Origin of the sequence: Halarchaeum nitratireducens (assembly GCF_017874695.1) — an archaeon.
Lineage (GTDB): Archaea > Halobacteriota > Halobacteria > Halobacteriales > Halobacteriaceae > Halarchaeum > Halarchaeum nitratireducens.
Genome location: NZ_JAGIKY010000011.1, coordinates 56,460 through 83,434, shown reverse-complemented (window position 1 = coordinate 83,434; position 26,975 = coordinate 56,460). Strand labels below are relative to the sequence as shown.

Genomic DNA, 26,975 nt, shown 5'->3' with positions numbered 1-26,975 from the left:
GAGCCAGGGGTAGTGCGGTAGCGGTGCAGTGACGGTGCGGTGACGGGACGGTGCGGTGACGGGACGACAGCGGTTCGATGTCCCCTCTATCTCTCCCGCCTCTTCGGTGAGGCGAATGAGGTGATCCCCGCTGCCAATATTCTAAATGGTCGTTCATTCGGTATTGTCGTATGTTCGATACACGTTCGTCCTGTTCGGATGTATATTACAGAATATTCAGATATTACCGGGGTGCAATAACTTCATGCGTCTACCTTTTTGGCCAAAAGGTGCGACAGTCACGGGGAATCATCGATGGGCTTAAGTGGGTGCTGTCTCCTCGTATCAGATGACATGGCATCCGATACGACCGTCGTGCCGAGCGCTGACGGCAGCGCCGGTGAGGTCATGGCCGCCGTCGACGAGGACGGCGGCGTGGAGCGGTACGTCATCGCCGACGTCGAACGCGACGGGGCTTGGCTCGCCACCCCCACTGCGGAGGCGGCGCCGCTTCACGAGATGTGCTAACCACGCCCCTTTTTCTCGCCCCGCCGCGACCCCCACACATGGACGCACGGGAAGTCACGGGCGATCGCGAGTTCGCCGTCCGCCTCGACTACGGCACGGAGTGGATCGACGAGATCGAATCCTTCGCCGCGGCCGCCGACGTCGAGGCCGGCTGGTTCCACGCCACGGGCGCCGTCGAGGACGCCGAGCTCGCCTACTACGACCAGGACGCCTTCGCGTACGAGACCGTCAGCTACGACGAACCGCTCGAAGTCGCGTCGTGCACGGGGACGATCGCGCTCGACGACGATGACGACCCCGCCATCGCCGCGCACGTCGTCCTCTCGCGGCCCTCGGGGCAGTCGATCGCGGGCGCGCTCGAACGCGCGACGGTGTTCGACGGGGAGCTCTACTGTCGGACCTTCGACGACTACCTGACGCGCGACGTCGACCCGGCGGGCGGCCGAGCGCTGTGGGAGTAGCGCGCGCTTTGCGCCGCGAACGACGAACGGGGAGCGAAGCGACCCGTGAGTAGCGAGGGCCGACGGCCCTCGAAACCGAACGGACGAGCGTCGAGCGTCGCGATCCGCGAGTAGCCGACGCGTCGCGGCGGCGGGGCGAGCACAACCCTCAAGAGCGTCAGCGCTGTACATGTCGTGAACTGATGCGCCCGGTAGACGACGCCTACTTCGAGGGGCTCGAATCGCAGTTGGACGAGGCCTTCGACGTCGCGGAAGCGGCGAAGACCCGCGGCGAGGACCCTGTTCCGGCGGTCGAGATCCCGGTCGCGCGCGACATGGCGGACCGCGTCGAGAACATCCTCGGGATCGAGGGCGTCGCGGAACGCGTCCGCGAACTGGAGGGCGAGATGGGCCGCGAGGAGGCGGCGCTCGCGCTCGTCGAGGACTTCGTCGAGGGGACGGTCGGCGACTACGACACCCGCGCGGGGAAGATCGAGGGCGCGGTCCGGACCGCCGTCGCCCTCCTCACCGAAGGCGTCGTCGCGGCCCCGATCGAGGGCATCGATCGCGTCGAACTGCTGCAGAACGGCGACGGGACGGAGTTTGTGAATGTCTACTACGCGGGCCCGATCCGCTCGGCCGGCGGGACCGCACAGGCCCTCTCCGTGCTCGTCGCGGACTACGCGCGCTCCCTATTGGGGATCGAGCAGTACGCCGCGCGCGACGACGAGGTCGAACGCTACGCCGAGGAGGTCTCGCTCTACGACGACGAGACCGGTCTCCAGTACTCGCCGAAGGACGAGGAGACGAAGTTCATCGCCGAGCACATGCCGATCATGCTCGACGGGGAGGCCACGGGCGACGAGGAGGTCTCGGGCTTCCGCGATCTGGAGCGAGTCGACACGAACTCCGCGCGCGGCGGGATGTGTCTCGTGCTCGCGGAGGGGATCGCGCTCAAGGCGCCGAAGATCCAGCGCTACACGCGACAGCTCGACGAGGTGGAGTGGCCGTGGCTTCAGGATCTCATCGACGGGACGTACTACGACGATCACGGCGACGCGACGGGTGACGACGCCGACGGCGACGCGGCCGACGCGGACGCGGCCGAGGGAACCGAGACCGACGACGACGACGACGCGTCCGATCCCGACGGGCCGCCGCGAGTCGACTCCGCGGGGAAATACCTCCGCGACCTCATCGCGGGTCGACCGGTGTTCGGCCACCCCTCGGAGGTGGGCGGCTTCCGCCTGCGTTACGGCCGCGCGCGCAATCACGGCTTCGCGACGGCGGGCGTTCACCCTGCGACGATGCACGTCGTCGACGACTTCCTCGCGACCGGCACGCAGATCAAGACGGAGCGTCCGGGGAAGGCGGGCGGCGTCGTCCCGGTCGACTCCATCGAGGGGCCGACGGTCAAACTGGCGAACGGCGACGTCCGCCGGATCGACGACCCCGCGGAGGCCTTAGAGGTCCAGAACGGCGTCGTCGAGATCCTCGACTTGGGCGAATACCTCGTCAACTACGGGGAGTTCGTGGAGAACAACCACCCGCTCGCGCCCGCGGGATGGACGGTCGAGTGGTGGGAGCAGGCGTTCGCGGCGGCCGGCGCGGACGTGCAGGCCCTGCGCGATTCGCCGTACGTCGACCTCGCGGATCCGGACGCCGAGCAGGCCCTCTCGTGGGCGAGCGAGTACGACGCTCCGCTCCACCCGAAGTACACCTACACGTGGCACGACCTCGACCTCGACGACCTGTGCGCGCTCGCGGAGGCCATCGACGGCGCGGCCGTGCAGGACGACACCCTCCAGATCCCGCGCACCGACGGCGCGCGCTGCGCGCTCGAACGCCTCCTCGTCGAGCACGCACAGGGCGAGGCGACGCTCGCCGTCGACGACTGGCGCCCGCTCGCCCGCACGCTCGGGTTCGACGACGACCTCGAACGCGACTGGACGAGCGACGACTTCGGAGCGGCGGTACGCGAGTGGCCGAACGCGATGAAGGCCGTCGAGGCCGTCGCGCCCTTCGCCGTCCAGGAGCGCGCTCCGACGCGCATCGGTAACCGAATGGGCCGCCCGGAGAAGTCCGAGTCCCGCGACCTCTCGCCCGCCGTCCACACGCTCTTCCCCATCGGCGAGGCCGGCGGCCCGCAGCGCTCCTTCCGCGAGGCCGCCGACTACACGCCCGACATGCGCGCCGAGCAGGGCCTCGTCGACGTCCAGCTCGGCGAGCGCGTCTGCCCCGACTGCGGCGAACGCACCTACAAATCCCGCTGCGGGGCGTGTGGCGCGTGGACCGACCCACACTACGAGTGTGCGGACTGCGGCGTCGTCGCCCGCCCCGACGAGTCCGGGCGCGTCGAGTGCCCGCGGTGCGAGCGCGAACTCGACAACGTCGAGCGTCAGACCGTCGACGTCCGGAGCGCCTACCGCGAGGCCCTCCAGGCCGTCGGCGAGCGCGAGAACGCCTACGATATCCTCAAGGGCGTCAAGGGGCTCACCTCGACGGAGAAGATCCCGGAACCCATCGAGAAGGGCGTCCTCCGCGCGAAACACGGTGTCACGACGTTCAAGGACGGCACCGTGCGATACGACATGACGGACCTCCCCGTCACCTCGGTGCGCCCCGCCGAACTCGACGTTTCCGTCGAACAGTTCCGCGACCTCGGCTACGACACCGACATCGAAGGCCGCCCGCTCACGCACGACGACCAGCTCGTCGAGCTTCGCGTGCAGGACATCGTCCTCCCCGACGGCGCCGCCGAGCACATGCTCAAGACCGCGGACTTCGTCGACGACCTCCTCAGCGAGTATTACGGGATGGACCCCTTCTACGAGGTCGAGGAGCGCGACGATCTCGTGGGGGAACTCGTCTTCGGTATGGCCCCCCACACGTCGGCCGCGGTCGTCGGCCGCGTCGTCGGCTTCACGTCCGCGGCGGTGGGGTACGCGCACCCGTACTTCCACGCCGCCAAGCGCCGGAACTGCTTCCACCCCGACACCAAGGTTTGGTTCGAGGACGAGTCCGGCGAGACGCACTACGAGGCCATCGAGACGCTCGTCGAGGAGCGCCTGGAGAACCCGGAGACGGACGACTTCGGCACGCTCGTCCAAGGGCTCGACGGCGACGTCCACGTCCCCTCGGTGAACGACGAGGGAACCGTCGTCCGCAAGTCCGTCACTGCGGTGTCGAAACACCGCGCGCCCGACCACATGGTGCGCATCGAGACGCGGAGCGGCCGGGAGATCACGGTCACGCCCGACCACGAGGTCCACGTCTTCGAGGACGGCGAAATCGCGTCGAAAGAAGCCGCACAACTGAGCGAGAGCGACTACGTCGTCAAGCCCGCACACCTCGACGCGCTCAACGTTGGAGACGAACCGCGGACGTTCGACCTCCTCGCCGAGTTCGCACGGAGCGATGCCGTCGAGAACGACAGACTCACCGTCAAAGGGATCGAACGCGACGCTCTCTACGACCTGTTCGAGGACGCGCTCGCGGCCGACTGGGACGGACGGTTCTACCCCCTCAAGAGCACCGCCGAGTATCTCGGCCTCACCAAGAAAGCACTGAGCAACTACGTCTACCGCGAGAGCGTTCCGTTCTCTCTCCTCGTGGCAGTGTTCGGCTCCGCCGAGGCCGCAATCGAGCACGTCCCGGGCGACGTGACGCTCGGGATGAAACGTGATACGACCGAACTCGACCGCTACGTCGAGTTGAACGAACGTGTCGCCACGCTCCTCGGGTACTACGCCGCCGAAGGGTTCGTCCGCGAACAGGCGACGCCGAAAGGGACCATACATCAGACGACGATCTGCGGCATCGAGGACGACGCCCGCGACTTCTTCGTCGAGGTGCTCCGCGAGGAGTTCGGTGCGGATCCCTACTACGAGAACCACGCGAAGGTTACGGCGTCCGGTCGCCTGCTTAGAGCGTTCTTCAGCGACGTGGTCGGTGGCGGGTCGTACGCTGATACGAAACGCGTACCACAGTGTATCTTCGACGGTTCCAACGACATCGTCAGCGCGTATCTGTCTGGGTACTTTAGTGGCGACGGGACAGTCGAAACGGATCGATTAGCAGTTTCGGCGACGACGGTGAGCCGGGAACTCAAAGAAGACGTGCTTGCGCTACTCACGCGCCTCGGCATCTCCGGGCGAGTCGAGACTACCGATCCACGTCCGCTGGCTGAACAGTTCCCGGATTATTACGATGCGATCGACGAGTCAACTGCAGCGACGAGCTACGTCCTCCACGTCACCTCGGACGACGCCGTTCGGTTCGACGAACGCGTCGGCTTCCACCTCCCTCGCAAGGCCGCTCGACTCGCCAACCAAGTGTCGAGTATCGAGTCGCGTGGCTCCCGTGTCTTTGATGGAGGGGACGGAGAGTACCTCGTTGAGGAAGTCGCGTCTGTCGAGTACTGTGAGTCCGACACCGACCACACCTACTGTCTCACGGTCGAAGACACGCATTCGCTCGTCGCTAACGATTTATCAAACCGCCAATGTGACGGCGACGAGGACTGCGTCATGCTCCTGATGGACGGCCTGCTGAACTTCTCGAAGTCCTATCTCCCGGACAAGCGCGGCGGGCAGATGGACGCGCCCCTCGTGATGTCCTCGCGGATCGACCCGAGCGAGATCGACGACGAGGCGCACAATATGGACGTCGTCGAGCACTACCCCCTGGAGTTCTACGAGGCGACCCGGGAGATGGCCGATCCCGAGGACGTCGACATCACCATTGCGGAGGAGTCGCTCGGCACCGACGAGGAGTACACGGGCTTCCGACACACTCACGACACGACCGACATCGCCCTCGGTCCCGACTTATCGGCCTACAAGACCCTCGGCTCGATGATGGAGAAGATGGACGCCCAGCTCGAGCTGGCGCGAAAGCTCCGCGCCGTCGACGAGACGGACGTCGCAGAGCGCGTCATCGAGGGCCACTTCCTCCCCGACCTCATCGGCAACCTCCGGGCGTTCAGCCGCCAGGAGACCCGCTGTCTCGACTGCGGAGAGAAGTACCGGCGAATGCCCCTCTCCGGTGACTGCCGGGAGTGCGGCGGGCGCGTCAACCTCACCGTCCACGAGGGCTCCGTGAACAAGTATATGGACACCGCACTTCAGGTCGCGGAGGAGTACGACTGCCGCGAGTACACGAAACAGCGCTTGGAGGTCTTGGAGGCCTCGCTCGAATCCGTCTTCGAGGACGACCACAACAAACAGTCCGGCATCGCGGACTTCATGTAGGACGTTTTTGCCGCGAGGGGTCGCGCTCTGCGCGACCCCTCGCGGCAAAAACCTCCACTCAAAACTCCCGCGCGCCGCCGGCGCGCGGTGGGTGCGGTGCGGTTCCGCACCGCGCCGTGGCGCACCGTATCGTTCTGCGCCGCACCGCGCTGTGGCGAACCGTATCGTTCCGCGCCGCGTCGTACCCGCTCCACGCCGTACTGCGCCGCACTATACCGTACCGCACCGCACTGCTTTGCTTCGTTCCCCTTCCTCGCGACGCCTCCGATCTGCCTACCTCGGGTCTTTAGACGCCGAGCGCGAGCAGCGGCGCGCCGCCGACCTGCGCGTACGCGCCGGACAGGACGAAGGCGCCAATGATCCCGGCGAGGATCACGAAGATCCCGAGGAGGAGTTCGAGGATCACGACGACTTTCGCGCCGGTCTCGCCGGCGAGCTCGACCGCGGCGATTCCGATGACGTTCCCGAGGAGGACGGCCCACACCTCCCAGCGGCCCTGCTCGACGCCGGTCCCCTGCTTCGCCCGGTAGGCGAAGTACGCGGGCACGAGGAGGCCGACGGGGAACGTCAGCGCGGTGACGAGCGCGCTCCCGAGCCACGTCAGCGTGGAGTACTGCTCGAAGAACTCGGCGTCGCCCGCGCTCCTGCCGCCCGTCGGTTGGCGGACGCCGCACTCCGGACAGATGTCGGCGTCCTCGCTGATCTCCGCGCCGCACCCCCGACAGTACACCGTCGAGCGGGGTGCTTCGTCGCGCTCGTCGGGGCCGCCGTTTCCATCGCGTTCGTTGGAGGGCATCGGTGTCAGGATGTCGTCGCGGCGCGGCTTAAAGCCGGCCGCCGACCTATGCGTCCCGGGCCGTCAGCGACCCGACGTCGACGCTCTCGGCGACGTCGCGGAGCGCGTCGAGCGTGTCGGCGATGTCGTCCAGCGTCGTGAGCGGGTTCATCAGCGTCAGCTTCAGCGCCTCGACGCCGTCGACCTCGGTACGCGCGACGACGGCCCGCCCGTCGCGGAAGAGCGCCTCGCGGGCGGCCGTGTTCAGTGCGTCGAGGTCGTCGTCCGCCATCTCCCGCGGTTCGTACCGGAAGAGGACGGTGTTGAGCGACGGCTCGGCGAGCAGCGCGAAGTCGGGGGACGAATCGAGGAGCGTCGCCGCGCGGTTCGCGGTCGTGCACACCGTTTCGACGGCCTCGGCGATCCCCTCGCGGCCGAGCGCGCGGAACGTGAGGTACGGCTTGAGCGCGTCGAAGCGCCGCGTCGTCTGGGTGGACTTCGAGACGAGGTTCGGGAGCGCGGAGTCCGCGGGGTTGAGATAGTCGTCGTTGCGCGCGGCGTACCCGAAGGCCTCGCGCTCGTCGAGGAGGAGCGCGCCGCAGCTGATCGGTTGGAAGAAGAGCTTGTGGAAGTCGACGGAGACTGAGTCCGCACGCTCGATGCCGGCGAGGCGGTCGGCGTCGTCGGTGAGCGCGAGCGCACCGCCAAACGCGGCGTCGACGTGGAACCACGCGTCGCGCGTACGCGCGCGGTCGGCGAGCCGATCGAGCGGATCGATCGCACCGAAGTCCGTCGTGCCGGCGGTCCCGACGACGGCGACGACCTCGTTGCCCGCCTCGTCGAGACGGTCGAGCGTCGCGTCGAGTTCGTCGACGTCCATCCGGTGGTCGGCGTCCGTCTCGACCGTGACGACGGCATCGTGGCCGAGGCCGAGGTGGTGGGCGGATTGCTCCGCGGTGAAGTGGGCCTCCGCCGAGCAGACGATCCGGAGGTCGTCGGCCTGGGGTGGGAGGCCCGCGGCCTGCGCGTCGTGATCCAAGCGCTCCTCGCAGTAGCGATCCCGCGCGAGCAAGAGCGCCTGGAAGTTCGACTGCGTGCCGCCGCTCGTGACGACGCCGTCCGACCCGTCACCGAGGCCGAAGAGGTCGCCGAGAGTCTCGACGAGGCGCTCCTCGACGACGGTCGCCGCGCCGCTCTGATCGTAGGAGTCGAGCGACTGGTTCGTCGCCGAGAGCATCGTCTCCGCCGCGAGGCCGGACACCGTCGGCGGGCAGTGGAGGTGCGCGGCCGTCCGCGGGTGAGAGACGTTCACCGTCTCCGCGAGGATGTCGGCCGCCGCCTCGTCGATGGCCGCGTCGAGGCCGATCCCCGACTCGGGGAGGACGTCCTCGGGGAGCGACGCGCGGATCGCGTCCGGCTCGGCGCCCGAGAAGGGGTCGTCGGTATCGGTCGCGTCGATCGCCGCCTCGCGCGCTCGCTCGGCCGCATCGCGGTAGGCTTCGGCGCCCGCGTCGGTGCCGAGGAAGCGCTCTTCGAGGTCGCTCATGGCGCCACCTCCGCGTTCACGGCGGCCGCGACGGCCTCCGTGAAGATCGCGGCGATCTCGTCGACGTCGTCCGCGTCGACGATCAGGGGCGGGAGGAAGCGCGCCGTCGACCCGCCGCGGCCGCCGAGTTCGATGACGAGGCCGCGCTCGAAACACTCGGTGCGCACGCGGTCCGCGAGGTCCTCGTCGGCGGGCCGCGCGCCCGCGTCGTCCGGCTCGGCGTCGGCGTCCACGAATTCCACGCCGAGCATGAGTCCGCGCCCGCGGACGTCGCCGACCGCGTCGTAGCGCGCTTCGAGAGCGTCGAGCGCCTCGCGGAGGCGCGCCCCCATCCGCTCGGCGTGGTCGTCGAGGTCGTGTTCGAGCACGTAGTCGATGGTGGCTTCGCCGGCCGCCATCGCCAGCTGATTGCCCCTGAACGTTCCGGCGTGCGCGCCGGGCTCCCAGCCGTCCAGCGATTCGTCGTAGACGACGACGGCGAGCGGGAGGCCGCCGCCGACGGCCTTGGAGAGCGTGACGACGTCGGGCGTGATACCCGCGTGCTCGAAGGCGTACGTCTCCCCCGTTCGCCCGAGACCCGACTGGATCTCGTCGACGACCATCGGGATGTCGCGCTCGCGGGTGATCCGACGTATCTCGCGCGTCCACTCGTCGGGGGCGGGCACCGCGCCGCCCTCGCCTTGGACGAGTTCGACGAAGAGCCCCGCGGGGTCGCGAACGCCTCGGCCCGGGTCGTCGAGGAACCGCTCGACGTAGCGCGCGGCCGTCGCGCCGTCTTCGTCACCCGCCTCGCCGAACGGGCTTCGGTACCGGTAGGGGTAGGGGAGGTGGTGGACGCCGGCCATCAGCCCCGAGAGCTCCTTCTTCGCGTGCGTGTCGCCCATCATCGAGAGCGCGCCGTTCGTCATCCCGTGGTACGCGCCGCGGAACGCGAGCACGTCGTCGTTCCCCGTCGCGGTCTTGACGAGCTTCAGCGCGGCCTCGATGGCGTCCGTCCCGGCGGGACTGCAGAACTGCACTTTCGCGTTCTCCGAGACGTCATCGGGGAGGCTCGCCATGAGCGAGTCCACGAAGCGCTCCTTGGCGGGCGTCGTGATGTCGAGCGTGTGGATCGGCCGGTCGTCGTCGAGCGCCGCCTCCATCGCGTCGGTGACCGCGGGGTGATTGTGCCCGAGCGCGAGCGTGCCCGCGCCCGCGAGACAGTCGTAGTACGTGTTCCCGTCCATGTCCGTCAGCTCGACGCCGCTCGCCTCGCGGATGGCGAACGGGAGGTGTCGGGGGTAGGTGCGGGCGCTGGACTCGCGCGCCGCCTGCTGGTCGAGCAGTCCGGCGTTTCCGGCCTCCTCGTACGTCATCGCTCGCCCTCGTGATCACGCTCGCTCGTCTGTCGCGGTGTCCCAGTCACGTCCCTCTCTACTTCCCTTCCGGGTAGTAAGGTATCGACCGGCGAACCCCTCGCCTACTGTGGTGTGCGGTCGTTCCACACCCGTCCGGCGATTGGCTTTAAGGAACGACCGGCCGAACCCCCGTGTATGAGCGACGATTCACCGGTGAAGATCGGGACCGCAGTGTACGACGCGGACGGCCGCGAGATCGGGACGGTCCGCGGGTTCAACGACGACGGCTTCTTCGTCACGACCCGCGAGGGCGTCGCCGCGCTCTCCGTCGAGCACGAGCACACCCCCCACGACCTCGGCGAGGCCGAACTCCTCTGGCGGTGTTCGGACTGCGGTGCGGTCGGCGAGGTCGAGGACATCCCCGACGAGTGTCCGGACTGTAACGCGCCGCGAGAACACCTCTACTACTGGACGGAGGACTGAGGAGTCCGGCGACGCCGTCGCTACGCGCGTCGAGAAAAAACGGAAGAACGGTCGTTTAGAACGGGGCCTGCGGACCTTCGTCGGTCTCGGAGTCGTCGTCCGACGTCTCGCCGGGGAACGACGGAGACATGCCGCCCGAGTGGCCGCCCTCCATTCCGGTGTCGGCGTTGACCGTCTCGATCTCGGGAATCTCCTTCGTCATCCGAGCCTTGATCGCCTGGATCGTCATCGGGGAGATACCGCATCCCGAACAGGCACCGCTCAGCTGGATGTCGACCTCGCCGCTCTCGCGGTCGATGTTCGTAATCGAGGCGCTCCCGCCGTGCATCTGGATCTGTGGGAAGTTCCGCCGGAGGAAGCTCGTGACGCGCTCCTCGAGGTCGTCCCCGGACTGACTCTCGGTGCTCATACCCGGAAGTAGGTGATTCGCGGCCTTAGGCTTTTGGTTGCCCGCCGTCCTCGCCTTCGAAATCGAAGGCGACCCGGAGCTGATGTTCGATCCCCTCGACGTAGCGTTCGAGGACCGCCTCCGCCTTTTCGGGCTCGACGACGCCGTCGAGTCGCTCTATCGGATTCGCGGGGAGTTCGACGCTGAACTCGCCGTCGCCCTCGTAGTGGGGCTCGCTCTCGTTGAGCACCTGCTGGTCGAGCGAGTGGACGAGCGTGCTGTCGTATCGCTCGTTGAGGTCGTTGAACGCGCGCTTGTACGCGGTCTGGAGCTGGGCGAAATACTCCGTGTACTTCCCCTCCTCGAACTCGTCGGGCGTGAAGTCGGCCATACGAGACGTTCCGCCGCGGAGCGCCAAAAGCCGGGCGGTCCGCGTCTATACATCCTATACCGCGATATCAAATCGTCCGGGCCATCGTCAGCTCGACGCGCCCGCGGCGTTCGACCTCGAAGTCGAACCGCCGGTAGAGCGCGCGCGCACAGCGATTCGACGACTCGACGGCGAGCCAGACGCGCCCACCGCCACGCGTCCGGTGGGCGCCGAGGAGCCCGCGGAGGAGACCGGTCCCGACGCCGTTTCCGCGCGCGTCCGGGGCGACGAAGACGGCGAGCTCGTGCGCGTCGCCCGCCTCGATCAGCGCCGCGTGTCCGACGACCTCGCCGCCGCGGCGGGCGATGACGCCGTGCGCGTCCAGCAGCGTTCCGAGCCACTCGCGGCGCTCGTCGGCGTCCGTCGGGGGGAGACCTTGCGTCCGATCGGTGAGCGGGAACGCGTCGTACATCGCGGCCAGCGCGTCGGCGTCGCCCGCCGTCGCGGCCCCGATCTCGACGCGCGCACCGTCGGCCGCGCGAAAACTGAACGGGGGGTCACAGAGCAGTTCGTCCGTCGTCGTCGTCCGCGTCGCACTCTGAGTCATCTGGGTGGTGTCGTGGGAAGCGGTGGGCTCTCGGCTCGCGGGTCGATCGTCTGGGTGTACCGGCGCGCGTGTGCTACGGGTGCGGTCATACGACGCCGTACGACTCCCGCCCACAAAACTATAACGGTCGTTCGTTATGAACTGAGCTGCTCACCGACCGCCGCGTCGGCGGCCGCGACGAAGTCCGTCTCCCGGCCCGCCGGCACCGTCGCGCCCGCCGCGACCTCGTGGCCGCCGCCGTCGCCGCCGACCGCCGCCGCGGCCTCCGCCGCGACCGTCGAGAGGTCGAGGCCGCGCTCGACGAGTCTGGGCGTCCCCCGCATCGATACCTTCACGCCCGGCTCGTCGTCCCCGCCGTCGTCCTTCTCGGCGAACGCGATGATCGGGACGCCCGCCTCCACGCCGTCCTCCCCCATCGCCATCCCGGCGACGATCCCGACGACCGTCTCGGGCAGGCGATCCCCGGCGTGGAACCACTGCACGTGCGACTCGCGCTCGACGCCGACCTCTCGAACCACGTCGACGCCCGTCGCCAGCGTCTGACGGTGTTCCCGCAGGAGGTCGCGCGCCGCATCGAGGGGCGCGCCGCGCTCGCCCCGGCAGACCGCGAGCCCCACGGCCGCCCGGTCGTAGCGCGCCGTCGCGTTCAGGAGCGTGGAGAACTCGCTCGCGTCCCGAAGCTCGCTCCCCCGCTCCTCCCCGCACAGCGTGTACGTCGTCCCGATCAGCGCCTCGATCTCGTCGGCCCCCACGCCCGTCCGCATCGCCCGCTGGACGAGCGCGCTCACGACCGTCCGGCGCGCCGCCGTGTCGAGATCGGCCCACGCCTTCCACTCCCCGTCCTCGCGCAGTTCGGCGTCGAGGCCGTCGAGGAACCGGAGCGCGCCGTTCCGATCGCCAGTGATCCCCGGTATCGGCACGTCGCTCGCGTACGCGAGCAGTTTCGGCAGCGGGCGCGTCTGCGTCCCGAACACCGCGAGGTCCTTCGAGGCGTCGAGCACGCCCGCCTCGACGCCCTCCGCGACGATCCCCGCGTTCGCCCCGATCAGCTCGCCCTCCACGACCTGCATGTCGCCGACCGCGCCGACGACCGCCAGCGCCGCCAGGTCGCGGTTGTCCCCGTCGTTCCCTTCGAGCGCACGCGCGACGCAGTAGCTCGCGCCCGCCCCGGAGAGTTCGCTCCCGCCGTCGAGTCCTTCGAGCAGGGGATTCAGGTGGAACTCGATCTCGGCGTCCGCCGGCTGGTGGTGGTCCGCGATCACCGGCGTGAACGCCTCGTAGTCGGTGATGACGTCGAGCTGGCCGCTCCCGAAGTCGGTGAAGAAGACGGCGTCGTAGTCGGCCGCCGCGTAGCGCTCGACGGCCTCGCGGTCGAGTTGCTTCTCGAAGACGACGTCGTGGGCGATGCCGGCGCGTTCGAGCGCCGTGCTGGCGATGCCGGCGCTCGTCAGGCCGTCGGCGTCGATGTGCGACGCGAGCAGGAGGTCGTCCGCCGCGCGGAGCCGCTCGGCGCACCGCGCGGCCCGCGTCGCGAGTTCGGGAACGGGCGCGTCCATGGCGTCCCGATACGCCGTCACGTCCGATAAACGCCCGTATCCGCGTCCGCCGTGCGCGCCGTACTACCGTGCGTCTACTCGTGACGGCTCGGTGCGGCTTCCTCGACGACTGCGGCCGCGAGCGCGTCGAACGACGCCTCCTCGGGGACGACGTCCACGTCGATCCCGTGGCGCTCCGCCGTTCGCGCCGTCGGTTCGCCGATACAGCCCACGACGCCGTCGTTCAGCCCCGCGAGCGCGTCGTCGCGGACGCCGCGCGCCGCCGCGGCCTCCAGGAAGTGCTCGACGGTGAGCGAAGAGGTGAACAGCGCCGCCTCCAGCTCCCCGTCGGCCGCGCGCTCCGACGACACGCCGGCCTCGGGCGGCCGGACGAGCCGGTAGAGGACCGTCTCGTGGACGTACGCGCCCGCGTCTTCGAGGCCGTCCGTGAGCACCGCCGAGCCGTGATCCGAGCGCGCCACCTCGACGCGCGCGCCGTCCACCTCGTCCGCAAGCGCGTCGACGAGGCCGGCGCTGGAGAACTCCGCCGGGACGCGATCGACGGTGTAGCCCGCATCGCGCAGCGTCCCGGCCGTGCGCTCACCGATGGCGCAGACGGTCGCCTCCCTGGGCTCCCAGTCGGTCTCCGAGACGAGCTCGACGCCGGTCTTGCTCGTGAAGATCGCGTAGTCGGCGTCCTCGCGCGCGCTCGCTCGCGTCGGCTCGACGGCGAGCATCGCGTCGGGCACCGGCGTCGCGCCGAGCGATTCGAGCAACTCGACGGCGGCCTCGAGGCGACCGTCGTCCGGCCGGAACACCGCCGCGCGAACCTCTCGGGTCATCGCAGGAACGCCTCCAGTTCCTCGCGGACGCCGGCGACGCCGCCGATCACCGTCACCGCTGGCGGCTCGATGCCAACCTCGTCGCGTGCCGCGACGATGGTGTCGAGGGTCCCGGTCGCCACCCGCTGATTCGGGCGCGTCCCGCGCTCGACGAGCGCGACGGGGGTCTCGGGGTCCATCCCGGCGTCCCGGAGCGCCGCGGTGTAGTCGGGGAGTCGCGTGACGCCCATCAGGACGACGATGGTCCCGCCCGCCGCGGCGAGCGCCGCCCAGTCGACGCTCGACTCGGGCTTCGTCGGGTCCTCGTGGCCCGTGACGAACGTCACCGACGAGGCGTGATCGCGGTGAGTCACCGGGATGCCGGCGACGCCCGGCGCGGCCACCGGCGACGTGACGCCCGGCACGACCTCGAACGGAACGCCGTGGTCCGCGAGGTACTCGGCCTCCTCGCCGCCGCGCCCGAAGACGAACGGGTCGCCGCCCTTCAGGCGGACGACGCTCTTCCCGTCGGTCGCGTACGCGACGAGCCGTTCGTTGATCTCCGCCTGCGAGGTACGCTTGTCGCTGTGCGCGCGCTTGCCGACGTCCTCCGCGTTGCCGTCCGGGATGAGATCGAGGATCTCCGGCCCGGGGAGCCTGTCGTGGAGGACGACGTCCGCGCTCTCCAGGAGGTCGCGAGCCTTCACGGTCAGGAGTCCGGGATCGCCCGGCCCGCTCCCGACGAGGTAGACGGTACCGGCCTCGGCGGTCGTCATTCCCCCGTCGCCTCCGCGATGAGGGTCGCCCCGCCCGCGTCCGCGAGGTCGGCGGCGAGCTCGCGCGCCTCGCGCGCGTAGTCGTCGAGGTCGAGCTCGCGCGTCTCCGTCACCGCGCTCGTCCCGTCCGCCGAGTAGACCTGCACGTCCGTGCGCACGACCTCGCCCTGCAGGAACGCGTGGACGCCGATCGGCGCGATACAGCCGCCTCCGAGCGCTTCGAGGACGATGCGCTCGACCGTCGTCTCGACGCGCGAGCGCGGGTGATCGAGGGCCGACTGGATCGCCTCCGCGACCTCCGTCCCCTCGCGCGCCGTCACCGCGAGCGCGCCCTGCCCCGGCGCGGGGACGAACTCGCCCGTCGGGAGGTCGACGAGATTCACGCCGTGCGCCAACCCCGAGCGTTCGAGCCCGGCGCGCGCGAGCACGATCGCGTCGTACTCGGTGTCGACCTCGCGCCCGAGCGCCCGCTTCTCCAGTTCCGTGAGCGAGTCGAACCACGACTCGACCGTCTCCTCGTACTCCCGCTCGCCCTCCTCGGGATCTTCTCCCTCCGCCGTCTCCGCGCGCTCGCGCTCCGCTTGGTACGTCTCCTCGGCCTCCTGGCGCGCCTCGTGCTCGGCCTGCAGGTGCGTCGCCAGCAGCTTCTCGACGCGCGTGTCGACGTTCCCGCGGAGGCCAGCCACCTCCAAGTCCGGTCGGTGCGCGCGGATTTGCGCACCCCGCCGCATGCTCGACGTCCCGACGACCGCGCCCTCCGGCAGGTCGTCGAACGCGGTGCCGTCGGGCGTCACGAGGGCGTCGCCGGCGCTCGCCCGTCGCGGGACCGCCGCGACGACGAGGTCCTCGGGCATCTCCGTCGGCACGTCCTTCATCGAGTGGACCGCGGCGTCCACGTCGCCCTCGAGCACGCGCTCGTCGAGCGCGCGGACGAACGCGCCCGTCCGCCCGAGGTCCGCGATGCGCTCGTCCGTGATCCGATCGCCCTCGGTCTCGACCTCGACGAGGTCGACGTCGTGGCGTCGCTCCTCTAAGGCGGCCTCGATCTCGCCCGCCTGGCGTAGCGCCAGCGACGACCCCCGCGTCGCCAGCCGAATGGACTCCTCTCGCATACTCTCTCTTCCGATACGCGTCCTGAAACCCCCTTCGGACCGCCGATCAGTACGCGACCCGACGGTCGCTCACAGCGCGTCCCGGTAGGCCTCGATCGTCTTCTCGACGTCCGTCGCCGTGTGGGCGTCCGAGACGAACTGCGATTCGAACTGGTTCTGCGAGAGCATGACCCCTGCTTCGAGCATCTGCGGGCGGAAGACGCGGTTCCAGCGCTGGACGTTCGCGCGCCCGACGGCCGCGCCGTTCCGCGGCGCCTCGCCGTCGCGCGTGAAGACGACCTTGAACATCGAGTCCGTCCCGACGACGCTGTACTCCGGGGCGTGCTCCGCGACGACGTCGCGCAGTCCGTCGCGCAGTCGCTCTCCGAGGTCGTTCACGTGCTCGTAGACGTCGTTCTCCGCGGCGTACGTCAGCGTCTCTAGTCCCGCCGCCATCGTCACCGGATGGCCGGAGAACGTCCCCGCTTGGAAGACGTTCCCCGCGGGCGTGAACTCCTCCATGATCTCGGTCTTCCCGCCGATCGCGCCGATCGGGAAGCCGCCGCCGATGACCTTCCCGAACGTCGTGAGGTCGGGCGTGATCCCGTACTTCCCCTGCGCGCAGGAGAGCCCGCCGACCCTGAAGCCCGTGATGACCTCGTCGAAGATGAGGAGGGCCCCGTGGTCCTCGGTCAGATCGCGCAGCGTCTCGTGGTAGTCCCCGCGGGGCTCGACGATCCCCTTGTTGGCGAGGATCGGTTCGACAAGCACCGCCGCGATGTCGTCGCCGTGCGCCTCGAAGACCTCGGTGACGGCCGCCTCGTCGTTGAACGGTACCGTCAGGGTGTGCTCGGCGAACGACGCCGGGATCCCGGGCGAGGACGGCGCCGTCTCGTCGCCGTCGCCCTCGACCAGCGTCGACTCCTGAGCGCCGTGATAGCCGCCCTGCATCACCACCACCTTGTCGCGCCCGGTGTGACCGCGCGCGAGGCGGACGGCCGAGACAGTGGCCTCGGTCCCGGAGTTCACGAAGCGCACCATCTCGACGCTCGGCACGTGGCGCGCGATGAACTCCGCGTGCTCGACTTCGACCTCGGTCGGCATCCCGTACATCGGCCCCTCGCTCGCGCGCCGTTGGATCGCCGCCTGCACGGCGTCGGGGACGTCGTGACCGAGGAGGAGGGGTCCGAGCCCCATCACCCAATCCACGTACTTCTCGCCGTCCGCGTCCACGATGCGGCCCGCGTCGCCCTTCCGCACGAACGTCGGATACGGCTGTGGCGCCGCGCGGACCGAGGAGTTCACGCCGCCCGGCAGCACGCCCAGCGCCCGGTCGTAGAGGTCGCGCGAGGTCTCGCGGTTCATACGCGAGGACAGCGCTGCCAGCGGGAAAGTCCTTTCTGAGCGCGCGACCCACCGGCCGATCGAGACGCCGATCGGCCGTCGCCGCGTCGTCCGGGCCGACGATCGGCTACCGCGCGCGTGAGGGGGTTCGACCCGCTCAGACCGCTTCCGGGCCGGTCTTCCCGGTCCGGATCTGCGTGGCGGCGCTGACCGGGAGGACGAACACCTTGCCGTCGCCCTTGTTCCCCGTCTTCGCCCCGCGGCAGATCGCGTCGACGACGTCGTCGGTCGGCGCGTCCGCGACGACGCACTCCACCTTCACCTTCTGGTGGAGGTCGACGACGTACTCTTCGCCGCGCCACTGCCCCGTCGTCGCGGGCTGGCTCCCGCGCCCCGAGACGTCCGTAACGGTGAGCGACGGCGCGCCGATCCCGGCGAGTTCCGTCTTCACCTCGCTGAGCTTGTCGGGCCGGATGTAGGCCATCACGAGTTCGATGTCGCTCGCCGGTCGGCCGCCGTCGGTGACGACGCCGCCGTCCGGGACGCTGACGCTCTCGTGCTCGCCGAACTCGGGGTACGTCTCGACGCCGTGCATCGTGACGTCGAGGCCCGTGTTCTCCGAACCGGAGTCGACGCGCGCCCAGTTCGCGGCGCGCGCGGCGAGGAAGACGACCGCGGTGACGCCCGCGCTCAGCGCGATCACGACGCCGACCCCGAGCGCCTGCACGCCGAACGCGGCGAGGCGCGATCCCGTGAAGGAGGCGGCGACGAACGGGAACGCGAGCGTCCCGATGATCCCCGCGGTGCCGTGGACCGGGAAGACCGCGCAGACGTCGTCGACGCGCAGGTGGTGTTCCACGGCGTCGAAGACGACCGGGAGCTGCGCGCCGCCGATCAGACCGAGGGCGACCGCGCCCGGCCACGATGCGACGTCCGCAACGGGCGTGACGCAGACGAGCCCGGCGAGCAGGCCGTTGGCGAGGAAGAGCGTGTCGAGCTTCCGCGTCTTGTACCACGCGACCGCGCCGGCGCCGACGCCGCCGAACACCATCCCGAGCGTCGTGTCGAGGGCGACCCGACCGACGTACGAGAAGCTATCGAGGACGAGCTGCCCGTTCTCCACGGCCAGGACCGACGCGGCGGTCCCGACGTTGAAGCCGTACCACCCGAAGCAGAGGATGAGCGTCCCGAGGACGGCGAGCGTGATGGAGTGGCCGGGCATCACGTTCGTCGAGCCGTCGGCGTCGAAGCGCCCCCGCCGCGGCCCGATGAGATACGCCCCGACGAGACCACCGACGCCGCCGAGCGTGTGAACGACGGCTCCGCCCGCGAAGTCGTGGAAGCCGAGGGTCGCGAGCCACCCGCCCGACCAGACGAGCCCGTCCGCGACCGGGTAGATGACGCCCGCGATGACCGCCGTGTAGACGACGTACATCCGCGGCCGCGTCCGGCCGGCGAGCGCCCCGGAGACGATGTTCGCCGCGGCGATGGCGAAGACGCCGCCGAAGAGCCAGCTTGTCCACGCGCCCGTCTGATCGGCGGGCGTGTACACGCTCATGAACGCCGCACCCACGTCGAGCACGCCGCCCCCGGTCACCTCGCCGACGACGGTCGCCACCGCGGCCCCGACGCCGAAGAAGACGATGAACCCGACGACCATCGTGATGATCGTCTGGGTGAGCTGATTCGCGACGTTCTTCGCCCGCACCTGTCCCGCCTCTAGCATGGCGAATCCCGCCTTCATGAAGAAGACGAGGAACGTCACCAGCAACAGCCAGACGAGATTGACGCCGGTCGCGATCGTCGAGAGGTCGCTCACGGCGTCCCCTCCGTGATACCGTCGGTGATCGTGTCGTGCTCAGTCACGGGAGATCGCAAGCCGTCCACCGATAAAAGCCCTCGCTTAAAAATTCTCGTGTATACGAACTTCTACTGAACACGCATCCAATGTTGGGACAATATAACTCCGTATAAGGGTAAATGAGCCCGGTGGCGCGGCAATTGTTGCGAAAAACGCGAGCGTCCGTACACCGGCCTCGAGGCGGTGAATCCACGCGGCGGCGGGTGGCGCCGCCGGTCGACGGGTGACTGAGTACGACGAACGTGGTCGTCGACCGGAACCACAGCGAGGCGGCTCAGGGTACGACGATCACCCCCGGGTCCGGTCGCCGCGCGCGCGACTGACCGCGACCTTTCCCGACGCCGGGGCGGTCGGGCCCCACGCGGGCGTCCCGTGCCACCGCGTCGGCGCCGGGGGTCACGCTCAGACCGCCTCCGGGCCGGTCTTGCCGGTGCGGATCTGGAGGGCGTCCTCGACGTCGATGATGAAGACCTTCCCGTCGCCGGGCTCGCCGGTCTTCGCACCCTCGCGGATCGCGTCCGCGACGTCCTCCGCGGGGATGTCCGCGACGACGCACTCCAACTTCACCTTCTGGTGGAGGTCGACGACGTACTCCTCGCCGCGCCACTGCTCGGTCGTCGAGGGTTGGCTCCCGCGCCCCGAGACGTTCGTGACGGTGAGCGACGGCGCACCGACCTCCGCGAGCGACTTCTTCACCTCGCCCAGCCGGTCGGGGCGGATGACCGCCATCACGAGTTTGATCTCACCGTCGTCGTCTTCGGCGTCGACGTCCTCGCCCCCGTCCGCGCGGAGTTCGCGGTCGTCGACGTCTACGCCACCGTCGGTGCGGATCTCGTGCGTGTCCTGCGTGTCCATGTTTACGCCGCCGTCAGTCCGAATCTCGTCGTCCGCGCCGCCGTCCGTGCGGACCTGATTGCGTTCGCCGCCGTCCGTGACGACCCCCTCGTCGACGAACTCGGGGTACGCCTCGATGCCGTGCTCGCCGCGGTCGAGCCCGATCTCCTCCTCGCTCTCGTCGACGCGGAGGCCCCAGATGCCGTCCGCGATCTTCAGCGCGATGGCGGTCGTGACGATCGTCCACACCGCGATGACGATCACGCCCGCGATCTGCATCGCGAGCTGCGGGACGAAGTCCGCGTAGCCGCCCGCGGCGAAGACGGGGATCAGGATCGTCCCGATCGCGCCCGCGCTCCCGTGTACCGCGAAGACGCCGCAGACGTCGTCGATCTTGAGGTTCTCGACGACCCAACGGTAGACGATCGGGGTCTGAACGCCCCCGACGAGACCGATGATCAGCGCGCCCCACCAGGTGACGTGTGCGCAGGCGCCCGTGATGGCGACGAGGCCGGCGAGCAGGCCGTTCGCCGCGAAGAGCGGGTCGGGCTTGCCCTCCTGCATCGTCGTGACGATGGTCGAACCGACCGCGCCGATCCCCATCGCCAGCGTCGTGTTCAGGGCGACGCGACCGAGCGCCGCGCCGTTGAAGGAGAGCGTCTGCGCGTCGACGTTCGCGCTGAGCACGCTCGCCTGCGTCCCGACGTTGAAGCCGTACCAGCCGAACGCGAGGATGAGCGTCCCGATGACCGCGAAGACGACCGAGTGACCCGGGATCGGCCGCGGGTTCCCCTCGCTGTCGAAGCGCCCGCGACGCGGCCCGACCATGTACGCCGCGACGAGGCCCGCGACGCCGCCGAGCATGTGGACGACCGTCGCGCCCGCGAAGTCCTCGTAGCCCGCGCCGATGATCTGGCCGAGGAAGCCCGAGCCGGCGAGCAGGCCGCCGCTCCACGCGAAGCCGCCGATGACCGGGTAGATGACCGCGGTCAGGCAGATGGCGAGGAACACGTACGCGGAGAACTTGATGCGCTCCGCCACCGCCCCGGAGACGATGGTCGCCGCCGTCATGGCGAACACCGCACCGAAGAGCCACCCGATCCAGCTCGTCGGTGAGTTGATGTACGCGAACGCGTTAGCGACGCTCACGGCCTGCCCGGACGTGAGCATCCCGGCGAGCGCGTAGACGCCGTTCCCCACGAGGAAGAACACGAGCACGCCGAGCGACCAGTCCATCATGTTCTTCATCACGACGTTCCCAGCGTTCTTCGCGCGGACCTGACCCGCCTCCAGCAGCGCGAACCCCGGCTGCATGAAGAAGATCAGGAAACACACCACCAGCGTCCACACCGTGTTGACCCCGCTGGCGATGTTCGCGACGTCTACCATTTCGCCCCCCCGTCAGACCGCATATCCGTTAGACGCTCGTCCACTTGAATCGCGTATTTGCGTGAAACCATCTTGCTGATCTACGAGAGAAGTGCAGGGAATGGCTAAGTATAATGCTTTGCTTTAAAATAACAATAAATAGGGTCTCGGACTGAGCATTTGACAGATACTTATTCGAGTCATGTCTGTATAAGGATGTATAATGGCCACTTCACCGGCATGAACACCGCCAAAACCGGTCGTCCGTAGTGTCTGCGGACGCACACTACAGCCCGTTTCGGACGGAATACGGGTCCCGCGCGCCGGTCAGGGAAGCGAGCGTGCGATGTCTTCCGCGAAATACGTGATTATCAGGTCAGCACCTGCACGCTTGATCGATAACACGGACTCGTACGCGCTCTCGGTCGCGTCCAGCCACCCCTTCTCGCCGGCCGCCTTCAGCATCGCGTACTCTCCCGAGACGTTGTACGCGGCGACCGGATGATCGAACTCCCGGCGGACGTCCGCGACGACGTCGAGGTACGGGAGCGCCGGTTTCACCATCAGCACGTCCGCGCCCTCCGCGGCGTCGCGCTCGGCCATCCGCATCGCTTCCCGCCCGTTCGCCGGATCCATCTGGTAGTGTCGTCGGTCGCCGAACGCCGGCGCGCCGTCCGCCGCGTCCCTGAACGGGCCGTAGAACGCCGATTCGTACTTGACCGCGTACGCCATCACGGGCACGTTCTCGTGGCCCGCCTCGTCGAGCGCCGCGCGAAGCGCCCCGACCTGCCCGTCCGCCATCGACGACGGCGCGACCATGTCCGCGCCCGCCTCGACGTGCGAGACCGCGGTCCGCGCGAGCAGGTCGAGCGTCTCGTCGTTCTTCACCGTTAGCCCCCCGCCCGTGCGCGCCCCGCCCGCCACGCCGGGGTCGGATCGGCGCTCCTCCCAGTTCTCCCTCGCGTCGCTCGCGAGAACCCCGCAGTGGCCGTGCTCGGTGTACTCACAGAGGCAGACGTCCGTGATCACGTAGGCGTCCGTCTCGGCGGTGATCCGTCGGACGGCCTCTTGGACGACGCCGTCCTCGGCCCACGCGCGCGAGCCGCGCTCGTCCTTGGACTCCGGGACCCCGAAGACGATGACCGCCTCGACGCCCGTCGCCAACACCTCCTCGACGCGCGCCACCGCCTCCGAGACGGGCACGCGCTCGTGCCCGGGCATCGACTCGATCGGCACGCGCGCCTCGGTCGTCGCGTCGACGAACACCGGCGCGATCAGATCGCTCGCGTTCAGCGTCGTCTCGCTCACCAGCCCGCGAACGCCGTCCCGGCGGAGCCGCCGCGGTCGTCGCGTCATGTCCATATCCCGTCCCACGGCGCCCGCCCGCTTATGGCTCCCGAAGGCGCCCCGCCGGGAGATTTCGTATCGCGGTATGGAATTTATGTCCTTTCGCCCGGTGGACAACTATTTGCGTTACCATCCCACATGCCGAGGCGATGACGGCCATCGCACTCGCCGTGACGGACGAGTGGGGCGAGGAGCTCCTCCACGCGTACTACACGACGTTGCAGGCCAAGAAGCGCCGTCTCCGGCCCGACGAGGAGTGGAACGATCCCGCCGCGACGCCCGGGTTCCAGCTCGGCCTCGAATACCTCGGCGAGCGCCCGTACGTCGAGGCCGTCGTGCCGGACGACCTCGGCGCCTGCCTCGACGCCTACGACGGGACCGTCACCGGCGACGCGCTCGCCGACCTCGCCGACGACCTCCGCGACGCCGCCTCCGCCGACCGGTCGTTCGACGTCGAGACCGGCCCGGTCGCCGTCTGCGAGTTCGCCGCCGAACGCGGCCACGCCGTCGAGCTCCGCGAGTAGCGTCTCTCCCTGTGCGCTACCACGCGACGGCGGCCGCGATCAGCGCGCCCGTGAGACACAGGACCGCGTAGTCCCGGCGCGCGAACGAGAGCGCGGGGGGCGTCGGGTTCCACGAGAGACAGCGCGCCCGGAGCGCGAGCGCCAACGCGTCCGCGCGACGAAACGCCCGTTCGAGCGCGCCGACCGCGAGGTGCACCACTCGCCTGTCGACGCGGCGCTCGTCGCCCAGTCGGACCCACGACCCCTCCCGGAGCCGCCGGAGGTCGGCCCGTAGGAGCGGGAGGAAGCGGAAGACGAGCGCCACGCCGAGTCCGAGGAACCGTCCCGCGCGTCCCGGAACGAGTCGCGCGATCGCCGCCCGCGATTCCCGGGGAGACGTCGTCCGCACGTACGCCGCCGCGAGCGCGAGCAGGAGCACCGTCCGATAGACGGCGAGCAGGGGATCTCGTACCCCCGCGGGCTCTATCCACGGCGGCCCGAACCGGAGCGCCCCCACGAGCGGCGCGACGAGCAGAAACGGCAGGACGCCGCGGTACTCCGCGTACACCGCACGCACCGAGAGCCCGCAGCCGCGAAGCGCGACCAGACAGACGAGCGTGAGCGCGAGCAGCCACGCCGGCGTCGAACGCGCGAGCGCGACCGCCGCGATCGCCGCTTGGGCCGCGAGCTTCGTCCGCGGATCGAGGCGGTGGCCCAGCGTGTCGCCGGGCGCGTGGCTCAGCACGGCCGATCGACCGGTACTCCCGCCAACCGCTCGACGGCGGCGTCGGGCGCGTCGTTCACGACGACCGCCCCGCCGCTCAGGACGACCAGCCGGTCCGCAGGCGCGAGCACGTCCCGGAGGTCGTGCGTGACGACGACGACGCTCGTCCCGGCGGCGTGGAGCGCGCACAATCGTTCGAGGACGCTCTCTCGCGCCGGCGCGTCGAGCCCGGTGAACGGCTCGTCGAGGACGAGGTGATCCGGGCGCATCGCCAGCGCTCCCGCGATAGCGACCCGCTCGCGCTCCCCGCCGGAGAGCGTCTCGATCCGCTCGTCCTCCCGTCCCGCCAAGTTCACCGCGTCGAGCGCGTCCCCGACGCGGTCGTCGATCTCGTCCCGGGGGAGCCCGAGGTTCTCCGGGCCGAAGGCGACGTCCGCGCCGACCGTCGCCGCGACGAAGCTGTCGCGCGGTTCCTGGAACACCATCCCGACCGCCGTCCGCGCCGCGACGCGATCCGCGCTCACCCGCGTTCCGTTCACCCGAACCGTCCCCGAATCGGGTTCGAGCAGGCCGTTCCAGTGGCGCACGAGCGTCGTCTTCCCCGAGCCGTTCGCGCCCGCGAGGACGACGAACTCGCCGTCCTCGACCACCAGGTCCACCCTGTCGAGCGCCGTCGCCTCGCCGTAGCGGTGGACGACGCCGGAGACGTCGATCACGCGCCTCGGAGCCGCTCGCTGCGCGCGGCCAACACCGCGACGACGGCCTTCAGGATCTCCCCGGGGACGAACGGCACCGCGGTCACGAGCGCCGCGCTCACCAGCGCGCGGACCGGATCGGCGAAGAGCGCGAGGTCGCCGAAGTAGGCGTACCCGACCGTCCCGAAGGCGTAGATGACGACCGTCGCCGCCGTCAGTCCGGCCGCGAGCCGCCACAGCGCGATCTCACCGGTCGGCGTCCGCTCGTCGGTCCCGTGTGCCACGTAGCCGAGCAGTCCCGCCGCGAACGGATACGACCAGAGGTACCCGCCCCACGGGCTGAACAGTTGACCGATCCCGCTCGCGCCGTACGCGTACACCGGCGCGCCGACCGCGCCCGCGACCACGTAGAGCGCGAGCGAGGCGGCCCCCCATCGCGGCCCGAGGAAGACTCCCGCGAGGAAGATCCCCAACACCTGCAGCGTGTACGGTACCGGCGAGACCGGCAACTGGAAGCTCACGTAGGAGAAGACGCCGGTCAGCGCCGCGAACAGCGCCGCTCGGACCACGTTCTCCACGACCTCGTCGCCGACGAGGGCGACCGATCCCGTGTCCGTGCTCATACCGTCCACCATTTCGTCAACCACAATCAAAACAGCGGTTTACGAGACGCGGCCGCCGTCACCCGAAAGCCTATACACGATTAGGGGTAACCCCGGACGATATGGACGAGAAGACCCGCGAGCTCCGCGACATCTTCGTCGACGTCACCGACGGCGAAACCGTCACGGAGCGCCAGGAGGAGGGCCACGGGTCGCTCGCCACCGACGCGGAGATCGACGAGCGCCTGCGCGACGCCGTCTCCGCCATGCGCGAGCGTCTCGACTTCCGCACCGACCTCGACCTCGACGCCCTCGTTCGCCTCGTCCGCGGCTTCTACGCCGGGCAGGACGACGCCGCGCTCGCCGACGCCCTCGGCGTCGACGAGGCGACGGTCACCGAGGCCCGCCGCGACCTCCACCTCGTGCAGCCCGACGTCGCCGACGCGCCCCTCGACCTCGACGCCTTCCGTCGCGCCATCGAGACCGGCGATCCCGACGCGGCCGAGCTCGCCGACAGCCTCGACAGCGACGAGGCCACCGTCCGCGACTACCGCGACGTCGCCCGCGTCCAGACCGAGATCCAGTCCGTCAACGACCGCTATCGCGCCGAGTTCGAGACCGTCCTCCAGGACCGCGACCTCGCCGAACGCCTCACCACTGCCGCCCGCGAGGACGGCCTGGAGGAAGCCACCGAGGGCCAGGAGACCAACACCAACCTCTAGCAAGCCGTTTTCCGGGGACGATCGGAGAGCGCCCCCGGAAAACCTGATCGGCGGACGCGGAGCGTCCGCCTACATCCAGCGGGACCTCCGGTCCCGCCACGACCTTGCAGATCTCCACCCTTGCCGTGGTCGCCGCGTGCGCTCGTGCGCTACGCCCCGTCTCGTCCCCACGTCGCGCGGAGACCGCTGCCGACGGCGAGCGCGACGACCACCGCCAGCGCGCCCGCGGCGATCCCGGTCGGATCGGGAACGAACAGCGGACCGAGGACGGCCCCGACGACCAGACCGACGACTGCGCAGACGAGCGCCCGAACTCGCTCGGAGACCATGCCCGCTCTTCCGATCCGGCCCCCGTAGGTGTTTTCCCGAAGTTCAAGCCCGATAGCGCGCCCATCGGGTCGCGTGTCCGACCTCGTCTCCTTCAGCGACCTCGCAACGGCCGCCTACTGCCCGCGCCAGCTCTACTACCGGCGTAGAGAGGGGGTCCGCGACCTCCCGGCATCGGTCGATCGCGTCCGCGAACTCGCTCGCCGCTATCCGACGCTCGTCGAGGCGAGCGACGCCGCGCTCCGGAACACCGTGGCCGTCGATCCCGCGACCTACCGCGCGCGACTCGGGGCCGTCCTGACCCGGTATCCGGGTCTCGTGTCGCCCGACGAGACGGACGTGCTGCTCACCGGGAAGGACTGCCGGGGGCGCGCCGCGAAGGTCGTCTCCCCGCTCGCGCCGACGCTCGTCTCGCCGGGCGAACCGCCCGAGGCGGGCGTGTGGGAACCGCAGCGAGTGCGCGCGGTCGCGGCCGCGAAAGCCCTCGCGTGGCGCGAGCGCACGCCCGTCGAGTACGCCTACGTCGAGTACCCGCGTCACGCCGTCGTCCGCGAGGTGCCGATCACGGCGCGCGCGAAGGCGGCGTATCGACGGACGCTGCGGACCGTCCGCGGGATGGACGGCCCGCCCTCGCGTCTCCGGAACGACGCGAAGTGCGCGAACTGCGACTACCGCACGGACTGCGGCGTCCGCACGCGCTCGCTCTCCTCGCTGCTCTGA

25 protein-coding genes are annotated in these 26,975 nt (G+C 69.7%); 7 read left to right on the top strand and 18 right to left on the bottom strand.

Going from position 1 to position 26,975, the window contains the following annotated elements; genetic code table 11:
- Positions 1-333 precede the first annotated feature (333 nt).
- The 3 genes from J2754_RS11385 to polC all read left to right on the top strand — a co-directional run bounded on the left by J2754_RS11385 (position 334) and on the right by polC (position 6,199).
- Entirely contained in the window at positions 334-507 is a 174-nt protein-coding gene (locus J2754_RS11385) for a DUF7556 family protein (RefSeq protein ID WP_188876296.1), read from the top strand.
- Positions 508-545: 38 nt separating this feature from the next.
- Positions 546-968, top strand: coding sequence for a PPC domain-containing DNA-binding protein (locus J2754_RS11380; protein WP_211087499.1), 423 nt, complete (start codon positions 546-548; stop codon positions 966-968).
- A gap of 182 nt (positions 969-1,150) precedes the next feature.
- Positions 1,151-6,199, top strand: a complete 5,049-nt coding sequence (gene polC, locus J2754_RS11375; protein ID WP_211087498.1) for a DNA polymerase II large subunit — start codon at positions 1,151-1,153, stop codon at positions 6,197-6,199.
- Positions 6,200-6,485: 286 nt separating this feature from the next.
- On the opposite strand, the gene J2754_RS11370 is transcribed toward polC, so the two are convergent.
- From J2754_RS11370 to J2754_RS11360, 3 genes are read right to left on the bottom strand one after another with little or no spacing between them, the layout of a single operon-like run.
- Positions 6,486-6,995 carry a zinc ribbon domain-containing protein gene (locus J2754_RS11370; protein ID WP_188876299.1) on the bottom strand — a complete coding sequence of 170 codons (510 nt, stop codon included), beginning with the start codon at positions 6,993-6,995 and terminating at the stop codon, positions 6,486-6,488.
- 46 nt (positions 6,996-7,041) lie between these two features.
- Positions 7,042-8,520 (bottom strand): pyridoxal phosphate-dependent decarboxylase family protein, encoded by a 1,479-nt coding sequence (locus J2754_RS11365; RefSeq protein ID WP_211087497.1) that lies wholly within the window; start codon positions 8,518-8,520, stop codon positions 7,042-7,044.
- Complete coding sequence (locus J2754_RS11360) at positions 8,517-9,875, bottom strand: diaminobutyrate--2-oxoglutarate transaminase (protein WP_188876301.1); 1,359 nt, start codon at positions 9,873-9,875, stop codon at positions 8,517-8,519. The genes J2754_RS11365 and J2754_RS11360 overlap by 4 nt, the downstream gene beginning before the upstream one ends.
- 177 nt (positions 9,876-10,052) lie before the next feature.
- Between J2754_RS11360 and J2754_RS11355 the strand changes: the two genes are divergently transcribed.
- Entirely contained in the window at positions 10,053-10,340 is a 288-nt protein-coding gene (locus tag J2754_RS11355) for a DUF7130 family rubredoxin-like protein (RefSeq protein WP_188876302.1), read from the top strand.
- Positions 10,341-10,395: 55 nt separating this feature from the next.
- On the opposite strand, the gene J2754_RS11350 is transcribed toward J2754_RS11355, so the two are convergent.
- The 11 genes from J2754_RS11350 to hemB form a co-directional block, all read right to left on the bottom strand.
- Positions 10,396-10,749 carry a NifU family protein gene (locus tag J2754_RS11350; protein WP_188876303.1) on the bottom strand — a complete coding sequence of 118 codons (354 nt, stop codon included), beginning with the start codon at positions 10,747-10,749 and terminating at the stop codon, positions 10,396-10,398.
- A gap of 25 nt (positions 10,750-10,774) precedes the next feature.
- Positions 10,775-11,119 carry a DUF5783 family protein gene (locus tag J2754_RS11345; protein ID WP_211087496.1) on the bottom strand — a complete coding sequence of 115 codons (345 nt, stop codon included), beginning with the start codon at positions 11,117-11,119 and terminating at the stop codon, positions 10,775-10,777.
- Between the two features lie 67 nt (positions 11,120-11,186).
- On the bottom strand, positions 11,187-11,705 hold the full coding sequence (locus tag J2754_RS11340; RefSeq protein WP_211087495.1) for a GNAT family N-acetyltransferase: 519 nt from the start codon (positions 11,703-11,705) through the stop codon (positions 11,187-11,189).
- A 134-nt stretch (positions 11,706-11,839) separates the two neighbouring features.
- The gene (gene recJ, locus J2754_RS11335) at positions 11,840-13,261 is read right to left on the bottom strand and encodes a RecJ family nuclease (protein WP_211087494.1); all 1,422 of its coding nucleotides are present in this window, start codon (positions 13,259-13,261) and stop codon (positions 11,840-11,842) included.
- Positions 13,262-13,335: 74 nt separating this feature from the next.
- On the bottom strand, positions 13,336-14,082 hold the full coding sequence (locus J2754_RS11330) for a uroporphyrinogen-III synthase (protein WP_211087493.1): 747 nt from the start codon (positions 14,080-14,082) through the stop codon (positions 13,336-13,338).
- Positions 14,079-14,837, bottom strand: a complete 759-nt coding sequence (gene cobA / locus J2754_RS11325; RefSeq protein WP_211087492.1) for a uroporphyrinogen-III C-methyltransferase — start codon at positions 14,835-14,837, stop codon at positions 14,079-14,081. Before cobA ends, J2754_RS11330 begins: the two co-directional genes overlap by 4 nt.
- Positions 14,834-15,949 (bottom strand): hydroxymethylbilane synthase, encoded by a 1,116-nt coding sequence (gene hemC, locus J2754_RS11320; protein ID WP_211087491.1) that lies wholly within the window; start codon positions 15,947-15,949, stop codon positions 14,834-14,836. Before hemC ends, cobA begins: the two co-directional genes overlap by 4 nt.
- Positions 15,950-16,018: 69 nt before the next feature.
- Positions 16,019-17,293, bottom strand: coding sequence for a glutamate-1-semialdehyde 2,1-aminomutase (gene hemL, locus J2754_RS11315; RefSeq protein ID WP_188876310.1), 1,275 nt, complete (start codon positions 17,291-17,293; stop codon positions 16,019-16,021).
- A 136-nt stretch (positions 17,294-17,429) separates the two neighbouring features.
- Positions 17,430-19,091 carry an ammonium transporter gene (locus J2754_RS11310; RefSeq protein WP_188876311.1) on the bottom strand — a complete coding sequence of 554 codons (1,662 nt, stop codon included), beginning with the start codon at positions 19,089-19,091 and terminating at the stop codon, positions 17,430-17,432.
- 444 nt (positions 19,092-19,535) lie between these two features.
- Complete coding sequence (locus J2754_RS11305; protein ID WP_188876312.1) at positions 19,536-21,356, bottom strand: ammonium transporter; 1,821 nt, start codon at positions 21,354-21,356, stop codon at positions 19,536-19,538.
- 306 nt (positions 21,357-21,662) lie between these two features.
- The gene (hemB, locus tag J2754_RS11300; RefSeq protein ID WP_188876313.1) at positions 21,663-22,697 is read right to left on the bottom strand and encodes a porphobilinogen synthase; all 1,035 of its coding nucleotides are present in this window, start codon (positions 22,695-22,697) and stop codon (positions 21,663-21,665) included.
- 134 nt (positions 22,698-22,831) lie between these two features.
- Here hemB and J2754_RS11295 point away from each other — a divergent pair, with 134 nt between their 5' ends.
- Complete coding sequence (locus J2754_RS11295) at positions 22,832-23,206, top strand: hypothetical protein (protein WP_188876314.1); 375 nt, start codon at positions 22,832-22,834, stop codon at positions 23,204-23,206.
- 16 nt (positions 23,207-23,222) lie between these two features.
- Here the strand turns inward: J2754_RS11295 and J2754_RS11290 are convergent, their stop codons facing one another.
- Genes J2754_RS11290 through J2754_RS11280 form a run of 3 tightly spaced genes read right to left on the bottom strand, consistent with a single transcriptional unit; the run spans position 23,223 to position 25,227 of the window.
- On the bottom strand, positions 23,223-23,930 hold the full coding sequence (locus J2754_RS11290) for a CbiQ family ECF transporter T component (protein ID WP_188876315.1): 708 nt from the start codon (positions 23,928-23,930) through the stop codon (positions 23,223-23,225).
- A complete protein-coding gene (locus J2754_RS11285; protein WP_188876316.1) occupies positions 23,924-24,625 on the bottom strand; it encodes an energy-coupling factor ABC transporter ATP-binding protein in 702 nt (233 codons plus the stop codon). The genes J2754_RS11290 and J2754_RS11285 overlap by 7 nt, the downstream gene beginning before the upstream one ends.
- Positions 24,622-25,227, bottom strand: coding sequence for a biotin transporter BioY (locus J2754_RS11280; protein ID WP_188876317.1), 606 nt, complete (start codon positions 25,225-25,227; stop codon positions 24,622-24,624). Before J2754_RS11280 ends, J2754_RS11285 begins: the two co-directional genes overlap by 4 nt.
- A gap of 101 nt (positions 25,228-25,328) precedes the next feature.
- Here J2754_RS11280 and J2754_RS11275 point away from each other — a divergent pair, with 101 nt between their 5' ends.
- A complete protein-coding gene (locus tag J2754_RS11275; RefSeq protein ID WP_211087490.1) occupies positions 25,329-25,928 on the top strand; it encodes a conditioned medium-induced protein 4 in 600 nt (199 codons plus the stop codon).
- A 149-nt stretch (positions 25,929-26,077) separates the two neighbouring features.
- Here J2754_RS11275 and J2754_RS11270 read toward each other — a convergent pair whose 3' ends face one another.
- On the bottom strand, positions 26,078-26,257 hold the full coding sequence (locus J2754_RS11270) for a hypothetical protein (protein WP_211087489.1): 180 nt from the start codon (positions 26,255-26,257) through the stop codon (positions 26,078-26,080).
- Between the two features lie 73 nt (positions 26,258-26,330).
- Between J2754_RS11270 and J2754_RS11265 the strand changes: the two genes are divergently transcribed.
- On the top strand, positions 26,331-26,975 hold the full coding sequence (locus J2754_RS11265) for a CRISPR-associated protein Cas4 (protein WP_188876320.1): 645 nt from the start codon (positions 26,331-26,333) through the stop codon (positions 26,973-26,975).

Excerpts from the sequence above, each read along its gene's own strand:
- J2754_RS11385 (WP_188876296.1), top strand. The coding sequence starts at position 334 with ATGGCATCCGATACGACCGTCGTGCCGAGCGCTGACGGCAGCGCCGGT.
- J2754_RS11380 (WP_211087499.1), top strand. The coding sequence starts at position 546 with ATGGACGCACGGGAAGTCACGGGCGATCGCGAGTTCGCCGTCCGCCTC.
- polC (WP_211087498.1), top strand. The coding sequence starts at position 1,151 with ATGCGCCCGGTAGACGACGCCTACTTCGAGGGGCTCGAATCGCAGTTG.
- J2754_RS11370 (WP_188876299.1), bottom strand. The coding sequence starts at position 6,995 with ATGCCCTCCAACGAACGCGATGGAAACGGCGGCCCCGACGAGCGCGAC.
- J2754_RS11365 (WP_211087497.1), bottom strand. The coding sequence starts at position 8,520 with ATGAGCGACCTCGAAGAGCGCTTCCTCGGCACCGACGCGGGCGCCGAA.
- J2754_RS11360 (WP_188876301.1), bottom strand. The coding sequence starts at position 9,875 with ATGACGTACGAGGAGGCCGGAAACGCCGGACTGCTCGACCAGCAGGCG.
- J2754_RS11355 (WP_188876302.1), top strand. The coding sequence starts at position 10,053 with ATGAGCGACGATTCACCGGTGAAGATCGGGACCGCAGTGTACGACGCG.
- J2754_RS11350 (WP_188876303.1), bottom strand. The coding sequence starts at position 10,749 with ATGAGCACCGAGAGTCAGTCCGGGGACGACCTCGAGGAGCGCGTCACG.
- J2754_RS11345 (WP_211087496.1), bottom strand. The coding sequence starts at position 11,119 with ATGGCCGACTTCACGCCCGACGAGTTCGAGGAGGGGAAGTACACGGAG.
- J2754_RS11340 (WP_211087495.1), bottom strand. The coding sequence starts at position 11,705 with ATGACTCAGAGTGCGACGCGGACGACGACGACGGACGAACTGCTCTGT.
- recJ (WP_211087494.1), bottom strand. The coding sequence starts at position 13,261 with ATGGACGCGCCCGTTCCCGAACTCGCGACGCGGGCCGCGCGGTGCGCC.
- J2754_RS11330 (WP_211087493.1), bottom strand. The coding sequence starts at position 14,082 with ATGACCCGAGAGGTTCGCGCGGCGGTGTTCCGGCCGGACGACGGTCGC.
- cobA (WP_211087492.1), bottom strand. The coding sequence starts at position 14,837 with ATGACGACCGCCGAGGCCGGTACCGTCTACCTCGTCGGGAGCGGGCCG.
- hemC (WP_211087491.1), bottom strand. The coding sequence starts at position 15,949 with ATGCGAGAGGAGTCCATTCGGCTGGCGACGCGGGGGTCGTCGCTGGCG.
- hemL (WP_188876310.1), bottom strand. The coding sequence starts at position 17,293 with ATGAACCGCGAGACCTCGCGCGACCTCTACGACCGGGCGCTGGGCGTG.
- J2754_RS11305 (WP_188876312.1), bottom strand. The coding sequence starts at position 21,356 with ATGGTAGACGTCGCGAACATCGCCAGCGGGGTCAACACGGTGTGGACG.
- hemB (WP_188876313.1), bottom strand. The coding sequence starts at position 22,697 with ATGGACATGACGCGACGACCGCGGCGGCTCCGCCGGGACGGCGTTCGC.
- J2754_RS11295 (WP_188876314.1), top strand. The coding sequence starts at position 22,832 with ATGACGGCCATCGCACTCGCCGTGACGGACGAGTGGGGCGAGGAGCTC.
- J2754_RS11280 (WP_188876317.1), bottom strand. The coding sequence starts at position 25,227 with ATGAGCACGGACACGGGATCGGTCGCCCTCGTCGGCGACGAGGTCGTG.
- J2754_RS11275 (WP_211087490.1), top strand. The coding sequence starts at position 25,329 with ATGGACGAGAAGACCCGCGAGCTCCGCGACATCTTCGTCGACGTCACC.
- J2754_RS11270 (WP_211087489.1), bottom strand. The coding sequence starts at position 26,257 with ATGGTCTCCGAGCGAGTTCGGGCGCTCGTCTGCGCAGTCGTCGGTCTG.